The sequence below is a fragment of the Isoptericola sp. F-RaC21 genome, assembly GCF_038593535.1.
Lineage (GTDB): Bacteria > Actinomycetota > Actinomycetes > Actinomycetales > Cellulomonadaceae > Isoptericola.
Genome location: NZ_JBCFYX010000003.1, coordinates 298849 through 322300 on the forward strand (window position 1 = coordinate 298849; position 23452 = coordinate 322300).

The window sequence follows — 23452 nt, forward strand, 5'->3', positions numbered from 1 at the left end:
CTGCCCCCGGGGCTGCCCCGCACCGGCCTCGGGGTCGACGTGCACGCCTACGCCCCCGAGGGCTCCGACCGCGAGCTGTGGCTGGGCGGCCTGCGCTGGCCGGGGGAGCGGCCGCTCGCGGGGCACTCCGACGCCGACGTGGCGGCGCACGCCGCGGCCGACGCCCTGTTCTCCGCCGCGGGCATCGGCGACCTGGGCACCCACTTCGGCACCAGCGAGCCCGAGTGGGCCGGCGCGGCCGGCACGGTCCTGCTCGCGGAGGCCGCCCGGCGCGTGCGGGCGGCGGGCTTCGAGATCGGGAACGTCGCGGTGCAGGTGATCGGCAACCGGCCCAAGGTCGGCCCGCGGCGGGCGGAGGCCGAGGCGGCGCTCACCGCCGCGGCCGGCGCGCCCGTCTCGCTGAGCGCCACCACGACCGACGGACTGGGACTCACCGGCCGCGGCGAGGGCGTGGCGGCGATCGCCACGGCCCTCGTGGTCGCCGTCGCCGCTGGTTGAGCCTGCCGAAGCCCGGTGCGTCGCCGCTGGTCGCGCCTGTCGAGACCCGGTCCCTCACTGCTGCAGCCGCGGGTCCTGCGACGGGTCGTCGTACGGCTCCGGGCAGCCCCGGTCGGCGGCGTCCGGGCGCAGCTCGACGTGCCACGGCTCGTTCGCGTAGACCCGGCACAGCCCGTACGCGGCGCCGTGCTCCGCCACCCACTGGCTGCCGCCCGTCTGCTGCAGGTCGACGGCATCGCCGGACACGTGCGACGACGTGTCGGCGGTGGCCACCCAGCGGGCCGCCTCGGCGGCCGAGCCGTACTGGGCGACCGCCTCGCGCAGCAGCTGGTCCTGGTACTCGGCCGAGCGCCAGGCGCTGTTGACGAAGAACGTCACCCCGTCCCGCGCGGCGTCGGCCGCGGCCGCCTGCAGGGCGGCGAGGAGCGCGGGATCGAGGTTCGCCAGCGCGGGGAGGTCGTCGTCGAGCACGGTGGTGCCGTCGGGGACGTGGCCGGCGGCCTCGCCCTCACGCGCGCCCCGTCCCTCGGCGCCGGGACGGTCCCCGGGAGACGTCGCGGGCGCCACCGTCGTCGTCGCGGGCGGGGGCGACGACGCCTGGCAGGCGGAGAGGCAGGCCGCCAGGGCGACGAACGCGACGAGGGCGGTGAGGGCCCTGGACCGGCGGACGGTCGACGGCACCCGGGCGAGGTCGTGTCGGTGGTGGAGCATGGCTCCAGTCGAGCGGGGGCGGTGTTGCCCGGGCGTATGCGGTCCTCGATACGCGGACGATAGGTGCCGCTCCGTAGCATCGAGGGCATGCGCGTGCTGATCGTCGAGGACGAGCCGTACCTGGCCCAGGCCGTCCGCGACGGGCTGCGCCTCGAGGCGATCGCGGCCGACGTGGCCGGGGACGGCGACGCCGCGCTCGAGCTGCTGGGCGTGAACTCGTACGACATCGCGGTGCTCGACCGCGACATCCCCGGCCCGTCGGGCGACGAGGTGGCCGCGAGCATCGTCGCCTCCGGGGTCGGCACGCCGATCCTCATGCTCACGGCCGCGGACCGCCTGGACGACAAGGCCACCGGCTTCGAGCTCGGGGCCGACGACTACCTCACCAAGCCGTTCGCGATGCGCGAGCTCGTGCTGCGCCTGCGCGCGCTCGACCGGCGGCGCGCGCACAGCCGGCCGCCGGTGCGCGAGGTCGCCGGGCTGCGCGTGGACCCGTTCCGCCGCGAGGTCTACCGGGACGGGCGCTACGTGGCGCTCACCCGCAAGCAGTTCGCGGTGCTGGAGGTGCTGGTCGCCGCCGAGGGCGGCGTCGTCAGCGCCGAGGAGCTGCTGGAGCGGGCGTGGGACGAGAACGCCGACCCCTTCACCAACGCCGTGCGGATCACCGTCTCGGCCCTGCGCAAGCGGCTCGGCGAGCCCTGGGCGATCGCCACCGTGCCCGGCGTGGGCTACCGGATCGACACGGGCCCGGCGGGCGGCGGGCCCGAGCGCGACGGCGGGCGGCGTGGCTAGGTCGCCCGGGCCGAGCGTCCGTCTCAAGCTCACGCTCAGCTACGCCGCCTTCCTCATGGTGGCCGGCGCCCTGCTGCTCGCGGTGGTGTGGGTGTTCCTGCTGCGGTACGTGCCCGAGTCCGTGGTCGTCGACGTCGCGCCGTCCCGTCCAGGGCCCGGGCAGTTCGTCCCCAACCGGTCCGACCTCGAGCGGGCGTTCGCGCCCCGGGTGGCGTGGGCGCTCGCCTTCCTCCTCGTGTTCGGCCTGGTGGGCGGGTGGTTCCTCGCCGGGCGGATGCTCGCGCCGCTGGACCGGATCACCGCCGCCACCCGCCGGGCGGCGGCCGGGTCGCTCTCGCACCGGGTCCGGATGCCGGGGCGTCAGGACGAGTTCCGCGAGCTCGCCGACGCCTTCGACACCATGCTGGCGCGGCTGGAGGCGCAGGTCGCGGAGCAGCAACGGTTCGCGGCCAACGCCTCCCACGAGCTGCGCACGCCGCTCGCGATCACGCAGGCGATGCTCGAGGTGGCCCGGCAGGACCCGGACCGCGACACCGCCGAGGTGCTCGACCGCCTGCACGCCGTGAACGCGCGCGCCATCGACCTCACCGAGGCGCTGCTGCTGCTCAGCCGGGCCGACCGCGGGGCGTTCACCCTGGAGCGCGTCGACCTGTCCCTGCTCGCGGAGGAGGCCGCCGAGACGCTGCTGCCGCTCGCGGACGCGCGGGCCGTCGACGTGCGGGTCGGGGGCAGCGCCGCCCCCGCGCTCGGGTCGCACGCGCTGCTGCTGCAGCTCGCCACGAACCTCGTGCACAACGCGATCGTGCACAACCTGCCGGCGGGCGGCACGGTGCGGGTGGACACCGGCGTCCGCGGTGACGACGTCGTGCTCACGGTCGAGAACACGGGGGAGCCGCTCGACCCGCGCGTCGTGCCGACCCTCGTCGAGCCCTTCCAGCGCGGCGGCGGGCGCACCCGCGGCGAGCACGCGGGCGTCGGGCTCGGCCTGGCCATCGTGCGGAGCATCGCCGAGGCGCACCACGGCACGGTGGCGCTCGCCGCGCTGGGCGACGGCGGCCTGCGCGTGACGGTGCGGCTGCCCGCCGCCGCTGGTTGAGCCTGTCGATACCCCTCTCGCTGGTTGAGCTCGTCGAAACCCGGTGAGGTTTCGACAAGCTCAACCAGCGGGGGACCGGGTTTCGACAGGCTCAACCGGCGAGGACGGTGTCGGTGTAGTCGTTGCGGAAGACGCCGTCGGGGTCGACGGCGGCGCGCACGCGGGCGACGTCGGCCAGCGGGTAGTGGTCGGCCAGGTGCTCTGCCGTCCGCGTGTGCATCTTGCCCCAGTGCGGCCGCCCGCCCGCGGCGGCGAAGATCTGCTCGGCCGCGCTGAAGTACCGCTGGTACGGCATGGGCGCGTACTGGTGCACCGCGACGTACGCGGTCTCGCGGCCGTGCGCCGTCGAGAGCCAGACGTCGTCGGCTGCGGCGAAGCGCACCTCGACCGGGAAGGGGACCGGCTCCCCGGACGCGCGCAGCCAGGCGTCGAGCTCGTCGAGCACGCCGCGCAGCGCGGCGCGCGGCAGGGCGTACTCCATCTCGACGAACCGCACGCGGCGGCGGGTGACGAAGACGTCGGCCGACGGCGCCAGGTACGTCTTGGCGCCCAGCGCCCGCGCGCTCACCGCGTTGAGGCGGGGGACGAGGCCGGGGGCGGCGAACGCGACGCGGTTCACCACCTCGAAGGCGCCGTTGGACAGCACCTCCTCGTCGAGCAGCGTGCGCGCTCGGGCGCCGGCCGTGCGCAGCGCCCCGCGGGTGCCCGCGCGGGCGGCGGCCCACTCCTCGACCTCGTCCGCCGTCGCCCGGTTGTTGCGCTTCGTCAGCGCCCGGCGCGTGCCGGGGAACCAGTAGAACTCCGCGTGGTCGTTGCCGTCCACGTACTCGTCGAGGCCCTCCAGCACGCGGTCGAGCGGCCACGGCTCCTCCTGGGCGCGCAGCCAGAACGCGGGCACGACCTCGAGGGTGACGGCGGACAGCACGCCCGCGGTGCCGAGGCCGAGCCGGGCCAGCTCGAACAGCTCCCGCTCGGGGCTGCCGTCGGCCGCGGCGTCCGACGCCGACCGGACCGCGCCGTCGGCCCCGACCAGGCGGACGCCGCGCACCTGAGTCGCCAGCCCGCCCAGCCGCGCCCCGGTGCCGTGCGTGCCCGTCGAGATCGCCCCCGCGACCGACTGCCGGTCGATGTCGCCGAGGTTGCGCATCGCCAGCCCGAGCGCGGCCAGCAGGCGGTTGAGGTCGTGCAGCCGGGTGCCGGCCCGCACCGTGACGAGCGAGGTGCCGTCGGGCTGCGGCGCCACCGCCTCGATCCCGCTTAGGTGGTCCAGGCTCAGGTGGACCCCGTCGGTCACCGCCGCGGCGGTGAAGGAGTGGCCGGCGCCCATCGCGCGCACCCGCAGCCCGTCCGTGGCGGCCCCCGCGACGACCGCGCCCAACTCGCCCTCGTCGCGCGGCGCGACGCGGCGCGCGGGCTGCCACGAGTGCGTGCCGCCCCAGGTGCGCAGCGGGGCGTCGGGGGAGGTGGAGGCCGGTGTGCGGGCGACGGTGCTCGAGGTCACGCGGCACACTCTGCCACGGCGGGCGCGTGCCGCGGATCCCCCTCCGGGTGGATCGTGCGGCACGTCGGACGACCCGCGAGATCGCCCCGGTGGGGCCGTCCGACGACGCCCGCGGCCGGTGTAGCGTGCGGTCATGACCCAGACGGAGCGGCTGGCCCGCGCCACCGCGCACCTGCCGGCTCCCGTGGCCGTGGTCGACCTCGACGCCTTCGACGCCAACGCCGCGGACCTGCGACGCCGGGCCCGGGGCGTGCCCGTCCGCGTCGCCAGCAAGTCGGTGCGCGTGCGCTCGCTCGTCGGCCGCGCGCTCGACGCCGGGTTCCAGGGCGTCATGGCGTTCTCCCTGGCCGAGGCCCTGTGGCTCGTGCAGGAGGGGGTGCGCGACGTCCTCGTCGGCTACCCCACCGTGGACCGGGACGCGCTCGCGCGGCTCGCGGCCGACGTCCGCGCGCGGCGCGAGGTCACGCTCATGGTCGACGACGCCGCCCAGCTCGCGCTGCTGGACGCCGCCCTGCGGTCCGCGGCCATGCCCGCCGGGACGGGGGACCTGCCCGACGTCGCGGTCTGCCTGGACGTCGACGCGTCGCTGCGGCTCGACGCCGGGCCGCTGCACCTGCACCTGGGCACGCGCCGCTCGCCGGTGCGCACCCCGGAGGACGCCGCCGCCCTCGCGCGTCGTGTCGAGGCGCTGCCCGGCGCCCGCCTGCGCGGGCTCATGTTCTACGAGGCGCAGGTGGCCGGCCTGCCGGACACCAACCCCGCCGTGCGGGTCGTCAAGCGGCTGTCCGTGGCGGAGCTGTACGGCCGCCGAACGGCCGTCGTCGAGGCCGTGCGCGCCGCCGTCGGGCGGGGCGTGGAGCTGGTGAACTCCGGCGGCACGGGCTCGCTCGAGACGTCGTCGGCGGGGCCGACCGTCACCGAGGTGACCGCGGGCTCCGGGCTGTTCGTGCCCGGGCTGTTCGACGGCTACCGCGCCTTCGACCCGCGGCCCTCCGCCTTCTTCGGGCTGGACGTCGTGCGGGTGCCCGCCGCGGGGTGGGCGACGGCGTTCGGCGGCGGGTACGTGGCGTCCGGCCCCGCGGGGCGCTCGCGGCTGCCGCGGGTCGCGACGCCCGGCTGGTCGCTCACCGGCACCGAGGGTGCCGGCGAGGTGATGACGCCGCTGCGCCGGCGCCGCGGCGCGCCGCCGCTCGCCGTCGGGGACCGCGTCTGGCTGCGGCACGCCAAGGCGGGCGAGCTCATGGAGCGCTTCGACGCCGTCCACCTGGTGCGCGGCGACGAGGTCGTCGAGACGGTCCCCACCTACCGCGGCGAGGGACGCACCTTCGGCTGAGGCGCAGCCTCGGACGACGTGCGGCTCGGGCTGAGGGGCCGGCCGGTACCCTGGACCGGTGAGCCTGCGCCTGTACGACACCGCGACGCGCGACCTGCGCGACTTCGTCCCCCTGAACCCGGGTGAGGTCGGTATCTACCTGTGTGGCGCCACCGTGCAGGCCCCGCCCCACATCGGCCACCTCCGCCCCGTCATCGCGTTCGACGTGCTGCGCCGCTGGCTGGAGCGTTCGGGGCTGCGGGTCACGCTGATCCGCAACGTCACCGACATCGACGACAAGATCCTCGCCAAGGCCTCGGCGGCCGGAGTCGAGTGGTGGGCGCACGCCGCCACGCACGAGCGGATGTTCACGCGCGCCTACGACGCGCTCGGCGTCCTGCCGCCCACGTACGAGCCGCGCGCCACCGGCCACGTGCCCGACATGGCGGAGCTGATGCAGCGCCTCGTCGACCGCGGGCACGCGTACACGACGGGCGCCGGCGACGTCTGGTTCGACGTGCGGTCCTGGCCCGCCTACGGCGAGCTGACGAAGCAGCGGCTCGAGGACCTCAACCCCGAGCCGACCGGGGACGACACCGCCGCGTCCGCCAAGCGGGACCCGCACGACTTCGCGCTGTGGAAGGCGCCCAAGCCGGGCGAGCCCGAGACGGCGTCCTGGGAAACGGCGTTCGGCCGCGGTCGGCCGGGCTGGCACCTGGAGTGCTCCGCCATGGCGCGCCGCTACCTGGGCGACACGTTCGACATCCACGGCGGCGGCCTCGACCTGCGGTTCCCGCACCACGAGAACGAGCAGGCGCAGTCGCGCGCCGCCGGGTACGGCTTCGCGCAGCGGTGGATGCACTGCGCCTGGGTGACGCAGCAGGGCGTCAAGATGAGCAAGTCGCTCGGCAACGGGCTCCTCGTGACCGAGCTGCTCGCGCAGGCGCCCGCGCCCGTGATCCGCTACGCGCTCGCGGCCGTGCAGTACCGGTCGATGCTCGAGTGGTCGCCCGACACCCTCGACGAGGCGCGGACCACCTGGGAGCGCCTGTCCGGCTTCGTGGAGCGCGCCACGGAGCGCGTCGGCGGGGTGCCCGCCGAGGAGGTGGCGAAGGCCGAGCTCCCGGCCGGGTTCGTCGAGGCGATGGACGACGACCTCAACGTGCCCGCCGCGCTCGCCGTCGTGCACGAGCACCTGCGGGCCGGCAACAGCGCCCTGGCGTCGCGCGACGACGCCGCGGCGCGCGCCGAGCTCGTCGCCCTGCGCGGCATGCTCGACGTCCTGGGCCTCGACCCCCTCGACCCGCAGTGGGCCTCCGGCGCCGACGACTCGACCGCGCGCACCGCGCTGGAGTCGCTCGTCGCCGCGGAGCTCGACGCACGCGTCGCCGCCCGGGCGGCCAAGGACTGGGCCACCAGCGACGCCATCCGCGACCGCCTCGCGGCCGCCGGCGTCGTCGTGCAGGACTCCGCCGACGGCGCCCGCTGGACGCTGACCGACTGACATTCGCTGGTTGAGGCTGTCGACACCAGATCTCGACAGGCTCGACCGACGCTGAGAGAAGAGACACCATGGCAGGCAACACCCGGCGCCCCGGCGCCGTCCGCAAGGCCGGCAGCAAGAAGGGCGCGCAGGTCGGTACCGGCGGGCACAGCCGCAAGGCGCTCGAGGGCAAGGGCCCGACGCCGAAGGCCGAGGACCGCACGTACCACCCGGCGCACAAGCGCAAGGTGGCGGCCGAGAAGCGGCAGGCCGCGCAGTCCCAGAAGGGCGCGAGCAAGGGTGTCGTGCGCGGCACCCGCCGGCCCACGGGCGGCGCCGAGGTGGTCGCGGGCCGCAACGCCGTGCTCGAGGCCCTGCGCACGGACGTGCCGGTCACAGCCGTGCACCTTGCCGCGCGCATCGACCACGACGACCGCACGCGCGAGATCCTCGAGCTGGCCTCGACCCGGTCCGTGCAGCTGCTCGAGGTGAGCCGCACCGAGCTGGACCACCTCACCGAGGGCTCGGTGCACCAGGGCGTCGCCGCGCAGGTGCCGCCGTACGACTACGCCGACATCGAGGACCTGCTCGACGCCGCCGCGGCGGCGGGGCAGCCCCCGCTGATCGTCGCGCTCGACGGCGTGACGGACCCCCGCAACCTGGGCGCCGTGCTCCGGTCCGCCGGGGCGTTCGGCGCGCACGGCGTCGTCGTCCCGTCGCGCCGCTCGGCCGGCGTCACGGCGTCCGCGTGGAAGGTGTCCGCCGGCGCGGCGGCCCGCGTGCCCGTCGCCAAGGTGACCAACCTGTCGCGCACCCTCGCCGACCTCAAGAAGTCGGGCGTGTTCGTCGTCGGGCTGGACGCCGGCGGCGACACCAGCGTCCGCGACCTTGCGTTCGCCACCGACCCGCTGGTGCTCGTCGTCGGCTCCGAGGGCCACGGGCTCTCCCGCCTCGTGCGCGAGACGTGCGACGCCGTCGCGTCCATCCCCATCTCCTCCGACGTCGAGTCGCTCAACGCCGGCGTCGCCGCGGGGATCACGCTCTACGAGGTCGCCCAGGCCCGTTCCGCCGCCGAGCAGTAGCCCGCACGCCGAGGTAGTTCGAAGCCCCGCGAGGTAGTGGTCCAGACCACTACCTCGCGGGGCTTCGAACTACCTGGCGGGGCTTCGAACTACCTCGGCTCAGGTGGAGAGGTGGAAGTGGTCGTCCTCCGGGGCGGCGTCGGGGCCGGAGTCCATGTCGACGATGTCGACGTCGCCCTCGCGGTCCGGCTCGCCCGGGGGCAGACCGAGGATCGCCTTCTCGTCCCGGCGGTGGCGCAGCACGTGCTCCACGTAGGACACCGTGGCCTCGGGCATGGGGATGTCGCGCCCCGCCTGCTCGGAGATGAACCAGCGGTGGTCGAGGATCTCGTGGAACAGCTGCGCGGGCTCCAGCTTGCGGCGCAGGTCGCGCGGGACGGCGCGGATGGTCGGCTGGAAGACGTTCTGCGACCAGTCGTGCGCGACCATCTGCGGGTCGTCCTCCTGGCGGTCCGTGGCGGCCACGTAGGAGTCGAGGTCGTTGAGCAGCCGGCGGGCCTGGTTGTCCTGGACGTCGAGCCCCGTGAGGCGGAACAGGCGCCGGGAGTGGTGGCCGGCGTCGACCACCTGCGGCTGGATGCGCACCGTGGTGCCGTCGATGTCCGTGGTGATCGACAGCTCGCCGACGTCGAAGCCCAGGTCGTTGAGCCGGTCGATGCGCGCCGCGACCCGCCAGCGCTCGTCGGAGCCGAACGACTCGACCCCGGTGAGCGCCTCCCACAGCTCCGCGTACCGGGAGACGAGGGCGTCGCCGATGGCGAGCTCGTCCACCTCCTCGTCGAGCAGCTCGCCCGCGGCGAGGTCCATGAGCTCGCCGATGATGTTGGTCCGGGCCAGGTCGACGTCGTACTCCCGCTGCCCCCGGGACAGCTCGCGGTGCAGGTCGCCGGTCTCGGCGTCCACGAGGTACGCGGCGAACTGGTGGGCGTCGCGCCGGAACAGCGTGTTCGACAGCGAGACGTCGCCCCAGTAGAACCCGACCAGGTGCACCCGGACGAGCAGGACGGCGAGCGCGTCGATGAGCCGCGCTGCGGTGTCGGGGCGCAGGGCCTGGCTGAACACGGCCCGGTAGGGCAGCGAGAAGGCGAGGTGCTCGGTGACGAGCGCCGCCTCGAGCGGCTCGCCGTCGTCGTCCCGGCGGCCCGTGACGACGCCCACCGGGCGCACCGCCGGGATCTCGAGCTTGCGCAGCTGGCGCAGCAGGTCGTACTCGCGGAACGCGACCGCCTCGCTGATCTCCTTGATCGCGAGCACCCGCCCGCCGAGGCGGACGAAGCGCACCACGTGCCGCGAGATGCCGCGGGGGAGCGCGGCGAGCACGTCCGCCGGCCAGTCGGCCAGCGGGGTGCGCCACGGCAGGTCGAGCAGCGCGGAGTCCGGCGTCGCCGAGGTGATCTGCAGCTGTTCCACGTCGCTCCATACGTTGTGGGTGGGCTCGTGGCCCCCGTGCGAGCCGTGGGAGGGCCACGAGCCCACCCACAACGCTCTCCGACCCGTCAGGGTACGCGACGAGGGGCGGGCCCGGCAGCAGCCGGACCCGCCCCTCGGTGGTGCGGTGACTCAGTTGAGGCGGTTGCCCGTCGCGGCCGAGAAGAGGTGCGACTGGCCCGGCTTGATCGTCACGTGGATCGTGTCGCCCTTCATGGGGACGTTGCGCGGGTCGATGCGCACGATCACCTGGTTGTCGCCGGCGCCCGAGCGGACCTCGGCCTCCTCGGCGGCGGGGCCGACGAGCGTGCCGTAGACGAAGGCGTCCGAGCCGAGCTCCTCGACGAGGTTGACGGCCACGGGCATCGCGTTCTCGGTGCCCTCCGGGACCACGTCGAGCGCCTCGGGACGGAAGCCGATGGTGATCTTGCCGCCGTCGGCGTCCGTGAGCTGCTCCACGGTCGACCGCTCGAGCGGCACGCGGGCGGCGCCCACGTGGGCCACGCCGTTGTCGACCTTGAACGTGGCGATGTTCATGGCCGGCGAGCCGATGAAGCCCGCGACGAAGACGTTGGCCGGGGTGTCGTACATCTCGCGCGGCGTGCCGACCTGCTGCAGCAGGCCGCCCTTGAGCACCGCGATGCGGTCGCCCATGGTGAGGGCCTCGGTCTGGTCGTGCGTCACGTAGACGGTCGTGACGCCGAGGCGGCGCTGCAGCGACGCGATCTGCGTACGGGTCTGGACGCGGAGCTTGGCGTCGAGGTTCGACAGCGGCTCGTCCATGAGGAACACCTGCGGCTGGCGCACGATCGCGCGGCCCATGGCGACGCGCTGGCGCTGACCACCGGAGAGCGCCTTCGGCTTGCGGTCGAGGTACTCGGTGAGGTCGAGGATCTTGGCGGCCTCCTCGACACGCTGGCGGATCTCGGCCTTGGGGGTGCCGGCGATCTTCAGCGCGAAGCCCATGTTGTCCGCCACCGACATGTGGGGGTACAGCGCGTAGTTCTGGAACACCATCGCGATGTCGCGGTCCTTCGGCTGGACGTCCGTGACGTCGCGGTCGCCGATGAGGATGCTGCCGCCGTTCACGTCCTCCAGGCCGGCGAGCATGCGCAGCGAGGTGGACTTTCCGCAGCCCGAGGGGCCGACGAGGACGAGGAACTCGCCGTCCTCGACGTGCAGGTTGAGCTGGTCGACGGCCGGGCGCTCCGTGCCCGGGTAGACGCGCGTCGCGTGGTCGAAAGTGACCGTTGCCATGGTTGCAGTCCCTCCACCGGCAGGTACGTGCCGGACGATCCGTTGTGGGTGGGTGCCGTTGCTTTCACGCTGGCGTGTCGGCGGTGACACATTCTGTTGTCCGGTGCTCCGGGACCCGCGGCCGGACGGCCTCGGATCGGTGCGCCGGGATGATCGTACATGCCCCGGGCGTGAGTTCTGACACAGCCCAGGTCAGGGCCTCGCCGAGGCTCGGAAAGGGCTGTCCGTCAGCGCTCGAGCGCGTCCGCGAGGCGTTCCAGGAGGGCGGCCAGCGCGTCGGCGTCCGCCACGCGCTCGGTCGCCCTGGTGGGCCCGGGGCCGACCTTGACGCCCAGGTCGTCCGGGCCGAGCACCTCGAACGCGGCCTCGTCGGTGGTGTCGTCGCCGGCGTACAGCACGAGCGCCCGGGCGCGCTCGTCGCCCTCCTCGAGCCCCGCGCGCAGCCGCTCGACGGCGATGCCCTTGGACGTGGCGACGACGGCGATCTCGACCACGTCCTTGCCGTGCATGGCGTGCAGGCCGAGGCGGGCCGCCACCGCGTCGGCGTCGGCCGCGGCGGCGCGCGCGTCGTCGGCGTCGCACCGCCGGGTGTGCAGGACGGCGGCGCTCGGCTTGTCCTGCACCCACGCGCCGCGGCGCCCGTCGACGGCGTCCTGCAGCCCCTCGCGGAGCCGCTCCAGGGCGTCGGCCTGGGCGTCCGTGAGGCGCAGGGGCACCGCGTCGACCCCGTGCGGGGTGACCCGACCGGTCTCCGCGCCGTGGCTCCCGACCAGGTACGTGCCGGCCGGGGCGGCGGACCGGGCGGCCAGGTCGGTGAGGTTGCGGCCGGACACGAGCGCGAGCCGCAGCTCGTCGCCGTCGTGCGAGGGGCGGGCGGCGAGCGCGGCGAGGCGGTCCACGGCCGCGCGCGCGGCCGGCGTCATCGTCGAGGCGGACGGGTCGTCGACCAGCGGCGCGAGCGTCCCGTCGAAGTCGAGCGCCACGAGCCGCACGACCCGCGGCGTCGACCGGTCCGGCGGGCCGGCGAACGCGAGCACCGCGGCCGCGGCCGCCTCGTCCCCGCCGGGCACGGGCCCGGTCACCTGCTGCCCGTTCACCCGTGGCTCGTCCGGGGCGGCATGGCGGTCAGCACGCCGAGGAACGTCTCGGACCACTTCGCGACGTCGTCGGCCATCACCTTGCGGCGCAGCCGGCGCATGCGGCGCCGCTGCTCGCGCAGGGGCATGTTCGCCGCGGCGACGATGGTGTCCTTCATCCCGTCGATGTCGTGCGGGTTGACCAGCAGCGGCCCGGGCGCGAGCTCGTCGGCGGCGCCGGTGAACTCGCTGAGCACGAGCACCCCCTGCTCGTCCGAGCGCGCCGCGACGTACTCCTTCGCCACCAGGTTCATGCCGTCGCGCAGCGAGGTCACGAGCATGACGTCGGCCGCGAGGTAGAGCGCGGCCATCTCGTCGGGCGGGTAGGAGTGGTGCAGGTAGTGGATGGCCGAGTGACCGAGCTCGCCGAACTCGCCGTTGATGCGGCCCACGAGCCCCTCGACGTGCTCGCGCAGCTCCTGGTAGGCGCCCACGTTCTCGCGGCTCGGGCTCGCGACCTGCACCAGCGTGCAGTGCTCGACGTCGAGGCGGCCGTCCTGCAGCAGCTCGCCGTACGCCTTGATGCGGTGCCGGATGCCCTTGGTGTAGTCGAGGCGGTCGACGCCGAGCATCATGATCTTCGGGTCGCCGAGGTCGGCGCGGATCTCCTTGGCACGGGCCTGCACCTCGGGCTCGCGGGCCAGCGCGTCGAAGTGGTGGGAGTCGATCGAGATCGGGAACGCCGCGGCGCGCACGTGCCGCGCGGGGCGGCCGTCCTCCTCCGCGACCGTGATGATCGGCCCGCGGGTGGTGTGCTTGGTGAGCCGCCGCACGGAGCGCACGAAGTTGGAGGCGTCGCCGCCGCGCTGGAAGCCGATGAGGTCGGCGCCGAGCAGGCCTTCCACGATCTGCGTGCGCCAGGGCAGCTGCTGGAACAGCTCGACCGCGGGGAACGGGATGTGGTCGAAGAAGCCGATCCGCAGGTCGGGGCGCAGCTCGCGGAGCATCTTCGGCACCAGCTGGAGCTGGTAGTCGTGCACCCACACGACGGCGTTCTGGGCCGCCTGCGCGGCCGCGGCCTCGGCGAAGCGGCGGTTGACCCGGCGGTACGCGTCCCACCACTGCCGGTGGTACGTCGGAGGCGAGATGACGTCGTGGTACAGCGGCCACAGGGTGTCGTTGGAGAACCCCTCGTAGTACCGCTCGATGTCGCCCTGGCTGAGGGCGACCGGCACCAGCAGCATGCCGTCGGCCTCGAAGGGCTCGTGCTCGAGGTCGGGCGCGCCGGACCAGCCGACCCACGCGCCGTCCGCCTCGCGCATCACCGGCTCGAGGGCGGTCACGAGGCCGCCGGGGGAGCGGTGCCAGTCCACCCCGCCGTCGGCGTCGACCGTGAAGTCGACGGGGAGCCGGTTGGCGACGACGACGAGGTCGTACCCGTCGCCCTTCCGACGATGGCTGCTTGACGAACCTTTGCCTGTCAAGGGACCTCTCTCCACGAGTGCTGTGAGGACTCCGCCAAGGACTCCGGAGGACATCGTCCTCCCCGGACAGGGTACCGACGCGGCATCGGCCTCGCCCCGGAAGGCGACGGACGTCACCCTCGGCGGCCTCGTCCCGCACCTGCCCGCCACCTGGCCCGGACCTGCTCCGGACCTGCCCCGCACCTGACGCGAACCTGCGCGCGACCTGCCCGTGACCTGCCCCGGACCCGCGCGGCACGGCGCGCCGCGGGGGGCCCGGACGACTACGGTGTGGGCCATGGGCGAGGTCGACGCGATGCAGGTCCCGGGGCGGACCCCGGTGCCGGGCCCGCCGTCGGCCGCGCGCGAGAGCGCAGGACACGAGAGCGCGGGCCACGACGACGGCGCCGCGCAGGAGGGTCGCGCGGCGCGCGCGGGCCGGACCGTGCGCGACGGCGGCCTCGCCGAGGGCGCGGAGGTCGGCGGGTACACCGTGGTCCGGCCGCTCGGGAGCGGCGCGATGGGCGCCGTCTACGAGGCGGTCGACGGCGGCGGCGGACGGGTGGCGCTCAAGGTGCTGCACGCGCACGTCGACGCCGACCCGGCGGGCCGCGAGCGGCTGCGGCGCGAGGCCGCGGCGCTGCAGCGGCTGCGGCACCCCGCGGTCGCGCAGGTGCTCGACGCCGAGCTGGAGGGCCCGTACGCGTTCGTCGTCACCGAGCTGGTGGACGGCGTCACCCTCGAGGAGGAGGTGGACGAGCGCGGCCCGCTGGACGCCGCCGACGTCTTCTCCCTCGCCGACCAGCTCGCCGCCGCCCTCGAGGCCGTGCACGACGCGGGCGTGGTGCACCGCGACCTCAAGCCCTCCAACGTGATGATCACCGCGCAGGGGCCGGTGCTCATCGACTTCGGCATCGCGCAGGGCCCGGGCGACACCCGGACCACGTCCGCGGGGTTCGTCATGGGCACGCCCGGCTACATCGCCCCCGAGCTGCTCGACGGCGGCGCGCCCGTCGCGGAGACCGACTGGTGGAGCTGGGCCGCGCTGCTGTCGTTCGCCGCCACCGGCCGCTCCCCGTTCGGCGTGCGGCCCACCGAGCTCGTGCTGCGCCGCTCCCGGGAGGGGCGTCCCGACCTCGTCGGCCTGCCGCCGCGCACCGCCCGGGCGCTCGCGGGCGCGCTCCAGGCCGACCCCGCGCGGCGGTGGGGGCCCACCGAGGTGGCGACCGCCCTGCGCCGGGACCTCGACGACGCGCTGGGCGGCGCGCCCGACCCCTGGGCCTCGCCGGACGCCACGCAGCGCATCGCGCAGTCCGCCGAGACGCAGCACGTGGCGCTGCCCACGCAGGTCGTCGCCGCCGCCGCGGCCCCGGCGTCGTACCCCCCGACGGGCGCCGTCCCCATCGCCCCGGGCACCGGACCGGGCACACCGCCGCCCCCGCCGCCCGTCGCGCCGGACCGGCCCACCGCGCCGGTGCCCGCCACGCCGGCCGACGCCGACGACCCCACGCAGACGATGACCGCGCTGGAGCGCGACCGGCTGCAGGCGCAGGACGGCGGCACCCGCGCCATCCCCGTCGGCGACGTTCGCTACAAGGGCTACGACCAGCTGGTCGAGGAGCTGCCGCCCGAGCCCCCGGGCCCGTACGAGCGCCCGGTGCACCGGCGGCGGACGGGCACCGCCGTCGCCGTCGCGCTGCCGCTGGTCGCCCTCGCCGCCACGCGCCCGCTCATCGGCTTCGGCGCGCTCGTCGTGCTCGTCCTGGTGTGCCGCGCGGTCGCGACGTCCGGCGACCGGCTGCACACCCGCCGCGAGCACAAGGGCGTCCGCCGCTCCGACGGGTTCGTCGGCACGCTGCTGTTCCCGTGGCACGCGTTCCTCGGGGTCCTCGGGTCGATCCCCGCCGTGCTGGTCGGCGCGTGCGCCGGGCTGCTGACGCTGCTGGCCGGCTGGTGGCTGTTCGGCGCGGGGCACCTCATCGTGCTGCCCCGCGATGACCTGGAGGCGCGGTCCCAGGGCGGGATGAACGAGGACATCGTGTTCAACGGCGTCCTGGCGGGGGTGATGATCATCGCGCTCCTGGCCACGTGGTTCGGCCCGGCAGGCGGCACCGCGCGCGAGGGCGGCCGCATCATCCTGGGCAAGATCGCCCCGGGCCGCATCGGCGCCGCCGTCGTCGTCGGCGTCTGCCTGGTGCTGACCGTGCTCCTCGTCGCGCCCGTGCTGTCCGACCCCACGATCGAGTGGTGGCCGATCAGCGGACCGCCACAGATTCTCTGACGCTCTCCCGGCGTCCTCCCAGGCGGCTTGGGTAGGCTTACGCCCCGTCCGGCGCTGTCGCGCCGCCCCGCCCTCCCGCGATCCTCGAGGACACGATGCCGACGAACAACCCGAACATGACCAAGGCGCAGCGTCGCGAGGCCGCGCGTGCCGAGGCGCTGGCGCTGCGCGAGAAGGAACAGGCGCGCGACCGGCGCAACCGGATCATCACCCTGTCGGTGCTCGCCGTCGCGCTCGTCGCCCTCGGCGTCGTGGTCTGGGTGATCCTGCAGCAGGGCGCGAAGAAGAACGTCGACGACGTCCCCCTGGCGGACGTGACGATGCCGTCGACGGCGCAGGACGACGGCGGCATCCCCGTCGGCAAGGACGGCGCGGCCGGCACCGAGAACGCCGACGCCCCCGTCATCGACGTCTACCTCGACTACATGTGCCCGGTGTGCGGCCAGTTCGAGCAGGTCAACGCCGACAGCATCGACCAGATGGTCGCGGGCGGCGACGCGACGGTCGTCTACCACCCGATCTCGATCCTCGACAACGCCTCGCAGGGCACCGAGTACTCGACGCGCTCCGGCGCGGCGGCCGCGTACGTCGCGGACAAGGCCCCGGAGGCGTTCCCCGCCTTCCACGCGGCGCTGTTCACCAACCAGCCGAAGGAGAACACGCCGGGCCTCACGGACGAGCAGCTCGCGTCGTACGCCGAGGACGCCGGCGCGCCCGCCGACGTGGCGAAGGCGATCGAGGACGGCACCGCCCGCACGACCTTCGGGCAGTTCGTCCACTCGGCCACGCTGGAGATCCAGAAGGACGACGGCTTCACCGGCACGCCGTACGTCCTGGTGGGCGACAAGGTCGTGCAGAACTGGAACGACCCGACCGCGCTGCAGCAGGCCGTCACGGCCGCCGCGGGCAGCTGACGCTCGTCACCGCGGCGCGGCACGGCCTTCCGGCCTCCCGGTAGGCTGTGCCGCGCTCCCGCCGCCTTAGCTCAGCTGGTAGAGCTCCCGTCTTGTAAACGGAAGGTCGTCGGTTCGAATCCGACAGGCGGCTCCATCACCGAACCGCTGGTCGAGCATGTCGAGACCCAGGTACCGGGTTTCGACAGGCTCAACCAGCGGTGGCCGGGTTTCGACAGGCTCAACCAGCGGTGGTCGGGTTTCGACAGGCTCAACCGGCGGTGGGGGCTCGACAGGCTCGACCAGCGGTGGTCGGGTTTCGACAGGCTCACTCGGCGGTCGGCGGCCAGTTCGCGGGCTCCGCCCACTTCGGTGCGCGGCCGTCGCCGCTGGAGGTGTGCTTGATGCGGCGCTGCACCCACGGGACGACGTGCGTGCGCGCCCACTGCGTGTTGGCGCGGGCCCGCTCGACGAACGCCTGCGGGGGCAGCGGGTCGAGCGCGACGGCATAGTCGGCGTCGTCGGGCTCGAGGCCGAGGCCGACCAGCGCGGCGTCGGCGATGCGGCGGTGGCCCTCCGGGGTGAGGTGGATGCGGTCGTCGGCCCACATGCGCAGGTCGAACAGCGGGTCGAGGCCCCACAGGTCCAGCACGTGCGCCCCGTGCTTGTGCGCGATGGACCAGATGTTCGAGTTGTACTGGCCCACGCGGCCGCGGGTCCAGCTCAGGCCGCCGCCGGCCTTGAACCCGGTGCCGAGCAGCACGTCCACGCCCGCGCCCCGCAGCTTCGCGACGCCTTCCTCGAGCTGCGCCGACAGCACGTCGACGTCGGCCTGCGGGCGCAGGATGTCGTTGCCGCCGCCGACGAACGAGACGAGGTCCGGCTGCATCGCCAGAGCCACGTCCACCTGCTCGGCCAGGATGTGGCGCAGCAGCCGGCCGCGGATGGCGAGGTTCGCATACTCCAGCGGCGCGAGGCCGGTCGCCGTGCGGCGGGCGGAGAGCGCGTCGGCGAGGCGGTCCGCCCAGCCGCGCTGCTTCGCCTCCGACTCCGTACCGGCGGGGGCCGGGCTGCCGTCGTCGAACGGGTACGGGTCCCACAGGCCCTCGGTGAACGAGTCGCCGATCGCGACGTAGCGCGCCCACGGGGGAGCGGAGTCGGGGGCGGCGCCGGGGGTCGTGCCGTCAGGGGTCGGGGTGGAGTCCTGCGTGGTCACGTCCGCCATTGTGCTCCTCGCACCGCGGTGGGCGCTCGGGGCGACGACGTCGGACCGTGCGTCGTCGTGCGTCGTCGTCAGGCGAGGCGCCAGTCCACCGGGGCGCCGCCCTGCGCCTCGAGCAGCGCGTTGACGCGGGAGAACGGGCGCGACCCGAAGAAGCCGCGGTACGCGGACAGCGGGCTGGGATGGGCGCTCTCGACGGTCGGGACGTCGCCGAGCCACGGCTTCAGCGACGCGGCGTCGCGGCCCCACAGGATCGCGACGAGCGGGCCGCCGCGGGCCACGAGCGCCTTGATCGCGGCCTCGGTGACCTGCTCCCACCCCTTGCCGCGGTGCGACGCCGGGGTGCCGGGCCGCACGGTGAGCACCCGGTTGAGCAGCATGACGCCCTGGTCGGCCCAGGGGCGCAGGTCGCCGTTCGACGGCGTCGGCACGCCGACGTCCTCCGCGAGCTCGGTGTAGATGTTCACGAGCGACTTGGGGACCGGACGGACGTCCGGCTGCACGGAGAACGACAGCCCCATCGGGTGCCCGGGCGTGGGGTAGGGGTCCTGCCCGACGACGAGCACGCGCACGTCGGCGAGCGGGCGGGAGAACGCCGCGAAGATGTGCTGACCGTCGGGCAGGTAGGTGCGGCCCGCGGCGACCTCGGCGCGCAGGAAGTCGCCCATCGCGTGGATCTGCGGCTCGACGTGGGCCAGGGCGGCGGCCCAGTCGGGCGCCATGACCTGGTCGAGCGGCGGCCGTGGCTGCGTCGTCGTGCCGGGGGTGGTCGTCGTCGGGGTGTCCACGCGGCGACGCTAGCGCACCCACCCGGCGACCTGTCAGGGCCACGAGCGCGTTCCGATGGTCCTGGCCCGGACAAGTCCAGCACCCCCAGAGTTGTCAGGGCCACGAGCGCAGGAACCTTCGCGTGGTCCTGACAGGTCGCGGGATCGCGGCGCGCGGGGCGACGTCGTCGGGACGGGTGCGGGGACGCGCCATACTGGGACGCCATGAGCGAGATCCTGGTCCAGCAGGTCCAACCGGACCCGGAGGCGTCGGGCACGACGGCGACCGGGTCGTCCGCGGCACCGACCGCGGCGCCGGCGGACGGCGACCTCTCCGACCGCGACCGCGAGATCCTCGCCTTCGAGCGGCAGTGGTGGAAGTACGCCGGGGCGAAGGAGCAGGCGGTGCGCGAGCTGTTCGGCCTGTCCGCCACGCGCTACTACCAGGTGCTGAACGCCCTCATCGACTCGCCCGCGGCGCTCGCCCACGACCCGATGCTCGTGAAGCGGCTGCGGCGGATGCGCTCCACACGCCAGCGCGCTCGGTCGGCGCGGCGCCTCTCCGACGGGCAGGGCTGACGACCGGGCCCGACGACGCCCCCGCGACCTGGGTGGACCGGCAGGCCAGCGGCTTGCTGAGAGCGGCCTGGACGGGCGGGCGCCCGAAACGGCTAACCTGTCCGCCGTGAGCAAGAGCCATTACTCCTACCCGCCCGACGAGTTCGACGTCCGCGGGCCCGAGGGCACGCCGGTCGGTGTGCATCGCGAGCCGCGCAGCGGGTGGAGCTCGGTGTGGCCGTTCCTGCTGATCGTCGTCGTGTGCGGCGGCCTCGCCGTCGGCATCGTCTCCTTCCTCTCCGACGACGGCAAGCCCTCCGCGCCCCCCGCGGCCGAGCAGTCCGCGGGCGCGGGCGCCGACGAGCCGGACGCCTCCGCCTCCGCCGACGCCGGCGGCGACGAGGCCCCGGCCGACGACGAGGCGAGCGACGAGCCCTCCGACGAGCCCAGCGACGACGCCTCCGGCGAGGCGACCGAGCTGCCCGGCGACCCGGGGGCGGCGAACCTCGAGGCGGCCGTCGCGGTCTACAACGCCATCACGGACGGCAGCGCGACCGGTCAGGCCGCCGCGGGGCAGAGTGCGCTGGCGGCCGAGGGATTCACCGACGTGGCCGCCGAGGACGCCTCCGAGGAGATGAAGGGCTCGTACGAGGCCACCACGGTCCTGTACGGCGCGGACCGCGCGGACACCGCCAGCGCCGTCGCCGAGGCGCTCGGCGTCGACCCGGCGAACGTGCAGCAGTCCGACGACGTCACCGCCAGCGAGCAGGCCGTCTGGGTGGTCCTCAAGACGCCCGTGGGCTGACCGTCGACCCGCCGCCGGTACGCCGGCATCTCGGATGCCGACATTCCGGACATCGGTGCTTCCCTTGGCGCGACCGCCGCTACTAGGCTCCCGTTCACCGTGGGGTGCCTGCCCTGCGGCCGAGTAGCACAAGGAGAGGTACATGGCCCAGGGCACCGTCAAGTGGTTCAACGCGGAGAAGGGGTACGGGTTCATCACCCCGACCGCGGGCGGGCAGGACCTGTTCGTCCACTACAGCGCCATCCAGACCGACGGGTACCGCACCCTGGACGAGGGCCAGGGCGTCGAGTTCGAGGTCGGGCAGGGGCAGAAGGGTCCGCAGGCCGAGCAGGTCCGCCCCCTCTGACCTCGGTCGCACCACAGGTCGCGCCGCGAAGGCCGGCACCCAGCGCGCAGGGACGCGTGCGGGTGCCGGCCTTCGTCGTCCCCGGGCCGCGCGGCGAGCGTTGCACGCCCTCGGCGAACGTCTTGCACTCGCCACCCGAGAGTGCCAATAATGGCTTAGCACTCTCGGCCTGCGAGTGACAGCCGCCCCTCGGGACGGCGTTCTCCTGGGCCGCGGGTGAAGCATTCGGGTCGTTCGGTGAGACCCTCCGCGTGCGCGTGACCTGAACGCCGCGGGGTGGGTCGTCCGTCGCGGGCATCGGCCGGCCATCTCAGCCACCAGCGGAGGATCAGTCCCCATGGCCAAGATCATCGCGTTCGACGAGGAAGCTCGTCGGAGCATGGAGCGCGGGCTCAACCAGCTCGCCGACACCGTGAAGGTCACGCTCGGCCCCAAGGGCCGCAACGTCGTCCTGGACAAGAAGTGGGGCGCCCCCACGATCACCAACGACGGTGTCTCCATCGCCAAGGAGATCGAGCTCGACGACCCGTACGAGAAGATCGGCGCGGAGCTCGTCAAGGAGGTCGCCAAGAAGACGGACGACGTCGCGGGTGACGGCACCACCACCGCCACCGTGCTCGCCCAGGCGCTCGTCAAGGAGGGCCTGCGTGTCGTCGCCGCCGGCGCCAACCCGATCGCCGTCAAGCGCGGCATCGAGAAGGCTGTCGAGGCCGTCACCGAGCAGCTCCTGAACGCTGCCGTCGACATCGAGACCAAGGAGCAGATCGCCGCCACCGCCGCGATCTCCGCCGGTGACCCCGCGATCGGCGAGCTCATCGCCGAGGCCCTCGACAAGGTGGGCAAGGAAGGCGTCATCACCGTCGAGGAGTCGAACACCTTCGGCCTCGAGCTCGAGCTCACCGAGGGCATGCGCTTCGACAAGGGCTTCCTCGCCCGCTACTTCGAGACGGACCCGGAGCGCCAGGAGGCCGTCCTCGAGGACCCGTACGTCCTCATCGTCGAGTCGAAGATCTCGAACGTGAAGGACATGCTCCCGGTCCTCGACCAGGTCATGAAGTCGGGCCGCTCGCTGCTGATCATCGCCGAGGACGTCGAGGGCGAGGCCCTGGCGACCCTGGTGCTGAACAAGATCCGCGGCACCTTCAAGTCGGTCGCCGTCAAGGCCCCGGGCTTCGGCGACCGCCGCAAGGCCATGCTGCAGGACATCGCGATCCTCACCGGCGGCCAGGTCATCACCGAGACCGTCGGCCTCAAGCTGGAGAACGCGACGCTCGACCTGCTCGGCCAGGCCCGCAAGGTCGTCGTGACCAAGGACGAGACCACCATCGTCGAGGGCTCCGGCGACGCCGAGCTGATCTCGGGCCGCGTCAACCAGATCCGCAGCGAGATCGAGAAGTCGGATTCCGACTACGACCGCGAGAAGCTGCAGGAGCGCCTCGCCAAGCTGGCCGGCGGCGTCGCCGTCATCAAGGCCGGCGCGGCCACCGAGGTGGAGCTCAAGGAGCGCAAGCACCGCATCGAGGACGCCGTCCGCAACGCCAAGGCCGCGGTCGAGGAGGGCATCGTCGCCGGTGGTGGCGTGGCCCTCATCCAGGCCGGTGCCGTCGCGTTCCCGAAGCTGGAGCTCGAGGGCGACGAGGCGATCGGCGCGCAGATCGTCGCCGCATCGGTCTCGGCCCCGCTCAAGCAGATCGCGGTCAACGCCGGCCTCGAGGGCGGCGTCGTGGCGGAGAAGGTCAAGAACCTCCCCGCCGGCGAGGGCCTCAACGCCGCGACCGGCGTGTACGAGGACCTGCTGGCCGCGGGCGTCAACGACCCGGTCAAGGTCACGCGCTCCGCGCTGCAGAACGCCGCGTCGATCGCCGCGCTGTTCCTCACCACCGAGGCCGTCGTGGCCGACAAGCCGGAGCCGGCCTCGGCCGCGCCCGCCGGCGACGGTGGCATGGGCGGCATGGACTTCTGATCCGGAGTCCGGCCAGAGCCTGACGGTTCGACGACGGGCCCTCACCCTGCGGGGTGGGGGCCCGTCGTGCGTGCGGGCACGACCGTCGACGGTTGACACACGTCGTCGGTCGCCGGAGGATCCGGGTCGTGCACCGTGAACCCGTGGACGCCCCGTGATCGTCGCCCTGCACTCGGTCCTCCGGCCGGGCGCCGCCGACGCCTACCGTGTCGAGCACGCCGCCATCCCCGACGACCTGGACGCCGCGTTCTCGCGGGTGGGTATCCGAGGGTGGACGATCTGGCGCTCCGGCGAGCGGCTCTTCCACGTCGTCGACTGCGACGACTTCGACGCGGCGATCGCCGCGCTCGACGACGACCCGGCCAACCTGGCGTGGCAGGCGTCGATCGGCCGCTGGGTCGAGGTGTTCCGCACCGCCGACGGCCAGGACGGGTTCGCGCCGCTGGAGCAGGTGTGGTCGCTCGCGGCCCAGCGCGCCGAGACCGGGAGGTGACGCCCGAGCGGTGACGAGGGGCGCCCCGCACGACGCGGGACGCCCCTCGCGGGGTTCAGCGGGTCGCGAAGAGCCGCGTGGCCTGCGCCTCGGCGTCCGCGTAGGTGCGCGACGCCGACGACAGGGCCGCCGTCACGGCGTCGAGCGCCGCCTCGACCTGCGTCTGCGTGGACTGCCACTGGCCCATGACGCCCGCGAACTGCGTCGCCGCGCCGCCGTGCCAGCTGGCCTGCAGGTCCTGCAGGTGCCGCATCATCGCCCCCACCTCGGAGCGGATCGCCGCCACGGAACCGTTCACCGCTGCGCTCGCCTGCGCGACCCGCTCGCTGTCGACCTCGTACCGCACGTGTCCTCCTTCGTCGCCGTGCCCCCTGCGGGGTTGCCGACGACGACGTTACGGAGCGGGCGGGACCCGTGGGCGCCGT

22 protein-coding genes and 1 tRNA gene are annotated in these 23452 nt (G+C 74.3%); 14 read left to right on the forward strand and 9 right to left on the reverse strand.

From position 1 onward, the window contains the following. Window positions 1-498, forward strand: coding sequence for a 2-C-methyl-D-erythritol 2,4-cyclodiphosphate synthase (gene ispF / locus AAG589_RS11955; protein ID WP_430568018.1), 498 nt, complete (start codon window positions 1-3; stop codon window positions 496-498). Between the two features lie 54 nt (window positions 499-552). Here ispF and AAG589_RS11960 read toward each other — a convergent pair whose 3' ends face one another. Further along, on the reverse strand, window positions 553-1209 hold the full coding sequence (locus AAG589_RS11960; protein ID WP_430567474.1) for a D-alanyl-D-alanine carboxypeptidase family protein: 657 nt from the start codon (window positions 1207-1209) through the stop codon (window positions 553-555). Between the two features lie 87 nt (window positions 1210-1296). On the opposite strand from AAG589_RS11960, the gene AAG589_RS11965 reads away from it, so the two are divergent. Both AAG589_RS11965 and AAG589_RS11970 read left to right on the forward strand, forming a co-directional pair. After that, window positions 1297-2001, forward strand: coding sequence for a response regulator transcription factor (locus AAG589_RS11965; RefSeq protein ID WP_430567475.1), 705 nt, complete (start codon window positions 1297-1299; stop codon window positions 1999-2001). Next, the gene (locus AAG589_RS11970) at window positions 1994-3097 is read left to right on the forward strand and encodes a sensor histidine kinase (protein WP_430567476.1); all 1104 of its coding nucleotides are present in this window, start codon (window positions 1994-1996) and stop codon (window positions 3095-3097) included. Before AAG589_RS11965 ends, AAG589_RS11970 begins: the two co-directional genes overlap by 8 nt. Window positions 3098-3188: 91 nt before the next feature. On the opposite strand, the gene AAG589_RS11975 is transcribed toward AAG589_RS11970, so the two are convergent. Continuing rightward, entirely contained in the window at window positions 3189-4544 is a 1356-nt protein-coding gene (locus tag AAG589_RS11975) for a D-arabinono-1,4-lactone oxidase (RefSeq protein ID WP_446719744.1), read from the reverse strand. 187 nt (window positions 4545-4731) lie between these two features. Here AAG589_RS11975 and AAG589_RS11980 point away from each other — a divergent pair, with 187 nt between their 5' ends. From AAG589_RS11980 to rlmB, 3 genes are all read left to right on the forward strand, one after another. Further along, window positions 4732-5931 (forward strand): alanine racemase, encoded by a 1200-nt coding sequence (locus AAG589_RS11980; RefSeq protein ID WP_430567478.1) that lies wholly within the window; start codon window positions 4732-4734, stop codon window positions 5929-5931. Between the two features lie 58 nt (window positions 5932-5989). Beyond that, the gene (cysS, locus tag AAG589_RS11985) at window positions 5990-7414 is read left to right on the forward strand and encodes a cysteine--tRNA ligase (protein WP_430567479.1); all 1425 of its coding nucleotides are present in this window, start codon (window positions 5990-5992) and stop codon (window positions 7412-7414) included. A 68-nt stretch (window positions 7415-7482) separates the two neighbouring features. Further along, complete coding sequence (gene rlmB, locus AAG589_RS11990) at window positions 7483-8475, forward strand: 23S rRNA (guanosine(2251)-2'-O)-methyltransferase RlmB (protein WP_430567480.1); 993 nt, start codon at window positions 7483-7485, stop codon at window positions 8473-8475. A 99-nt stretch (window positions 8476-8574) separates the two neighbouring features. On the opposite strand, the gene AAG589_RS11995 is transcribed toward rlmB, so the two are convergent. The 4 genes from AAG589_RS11995 to AAG589_RS12010 form a co-directional block, all read right to left on the reverse strand. Next, a complete protein-coding gene (locus AAG589_RS11995; protein ID WP_430567481.1) occupies window positions 8575-9885 on the reverse strand; it encodes a DUF4032 domain-containing protein in 1311 nt (436 codons plus the stop codon). 150 nt (window positions 9886-10035) lie between these two features. After that, window positions 10036-11160, reverse strand: a complete 1125-nt coding sequence (locus AAG589_RS12000; RefSeq protein ID WP_430567482.1) for an ABC transporter ATP-binding protein — start codon at window positions 11158-11160, stop codon at window positions 10036-10038. Between the two features lie 227 nt (window positions 11161-11387). Then, complete coding sequence (gene otsB, locus AAG589_RS12005) at window positions 11388-12257, reverse strand: trehalose-phosphatase (protein WP_430567483.1); 870 nt, start codon at window positions 12255-12257, stop codon at window positions 11388-11390. Then, window positions 12254-13774 carry an alpha,alpha-trehalose-phosphate synthase (UDP-forming) gene (locus AAG589_RS12010; protein WP_446719732.1) on the reverse strand — a complete coding sequence of 507 codons (1521 nt, stop codon included), beginning with the start codon at window positions 13772-13774 and terminating at the stop codon, window positions 12254-12256. Before AAG589_RS12010 ends, otsB begins: the two co-directional genes overlap by 4 nt. Window positions 13775-13997: 223 nt before the next feature. Between AAG589_RS12010 and AAG589_RS12015 the strand changes: the two genes are divergently transcribed. The 3 genes from AAG589_RS12015 (at window position 13998) to AAG589_RS12025 (ending at window position 17030) form a co-directional block, all read left to right on the forward strand. Next, on the forward strand, window positions 13998-15980 hold the full coding sequence (locus AAG589_RS12015) for a serine/threonine-protein kinase (protein WP_430567485.1): 1983 nt from the start codon (window positions 13998-14000) through the stop codon (window positions 15978-15980). Window positions 15981-16075: 95 nt separating this feature from the next. Next, the gene (locus tag AAG589_RS12020) at window positions 16076-16894 is read left to right on the forward strand and encodes a DsbA family protein (protein WP_430567486.1); all 819 of its coding nucleotides are present in this window, start codon (window positions 16076-16078) and stop codon (window positions 16892-16894) included. A gap of 60 nt (window positions 16895-16954) precedes the next feature. Beyond that, window positions 16955-17030, forward strand: a tRNA-Thr gene (locus AAG589_RS12025). Window positions 17031-17201: 171 nt separating this feature from the next. Here the strand turns inward: AAG589_RS12025 and AAG589_RS12030 are convergent. Together AAG589_RS12030 and AAG589_RS12035 are read right to left on the reverse strand one after the other, a co-directional pair. Next, window positions 17202-18098 carry an SGNH/GDSL hydrolase family protein gene (locus tag AAG589_RS12030; RefSeq protein ID WP_446719733.1) on the reverse strand — a complete coding sequence of 299 codons (897 nt, stop codon included), beginning with the start codon at window positions 18096-18098 and terminating at the stop codon, window positions 17202-17204. Window positions 18099-18166: 68 nt separating this feature from the next. Continuing rightward, entirely contained in the window at window positions 18167-18817 is a 651-nt protein-coding gene (locus AAG589_RS12035; protein WP_430568019.1) for a uracil-DNA glycosylase, read from the reverse strand. Between the two features lie 270 nt (window positions 18818-19087). On the opposite strand from AAG589_RS12035, the gene AAG589_RS12040 reads away from it, so the two are divergent. From AAG589_RS12040 to AAG589_RS12060, 5 genes are all read left to right on the forward strand, one after another. Further along, entirely contained in the window at window positions 19088-19441 is a 354-nt protein-coding gene (locus AAG589_RS12040; RefSeq protein WP_430567488.1) for a DUF3263 domain-containing protein, read from the forward strand. Window positions 19442-19547: 106 nt separating this feature from the next. Beyond that, complete coding sequence (locus AAG589_RS12045) at window positions 19548-20225, forward strand: LytR C-terminal domain-containing protein (protein WP_430567489.1); 678 nt, start codon at window positions 19548-19550, stop codon at window positions 20223-20225. Between the two features lie 142 nt (window positions 20226-20367). Then, entirely contained in the window at window positions 20368-20571 is a 204-nt protein-coding gene (locus AAG589_RS12050) for a cold-shock protein (protein WP_416344544.1), read from the forward strand. A 337-nt stretch (window positions 20572-20908) separates the two neighbouring features. Beyond that, entirely contained in the window at window positions 20909-22534 is a 1626-nt protein-coding gene (groL, locus tag AAG589_RS12055) for a chaperonin GroEL (protein ID WP_430567490.1), read from the forward strand. A 154-nt stretch (window positions 22535-22688) separates the two neighbouring features. Further along, a complete protein-coding gene (locus AAG589_RS12060) occupies window positions 22689-23027 on the forward strand; it encodes an L-rhamnose mutarotase (RefSeq protein WP_430567491.1) in 339 nt (112 codons plus the stop codon). A gap of 55 nt (window positions 23028-23082) precedes the next feature. On the opposite strand, the gene AAG589_RS12065 is transcribed toward AAG589_RS12060, so the two are convergent. Continuing rightward, window positions 23083-23373 (reverse strand): WXG100 family type VII secretion target, encoded by a 291-nt coding sequence (locus AAG589_RS12065; protein ID WP_430567492.1) that lies wholly within the window; start codon window positions 23371-23373, stop codon window positions 23083-23085. Window positions 23374-23452: the final 79 nt, after the last annotated feature.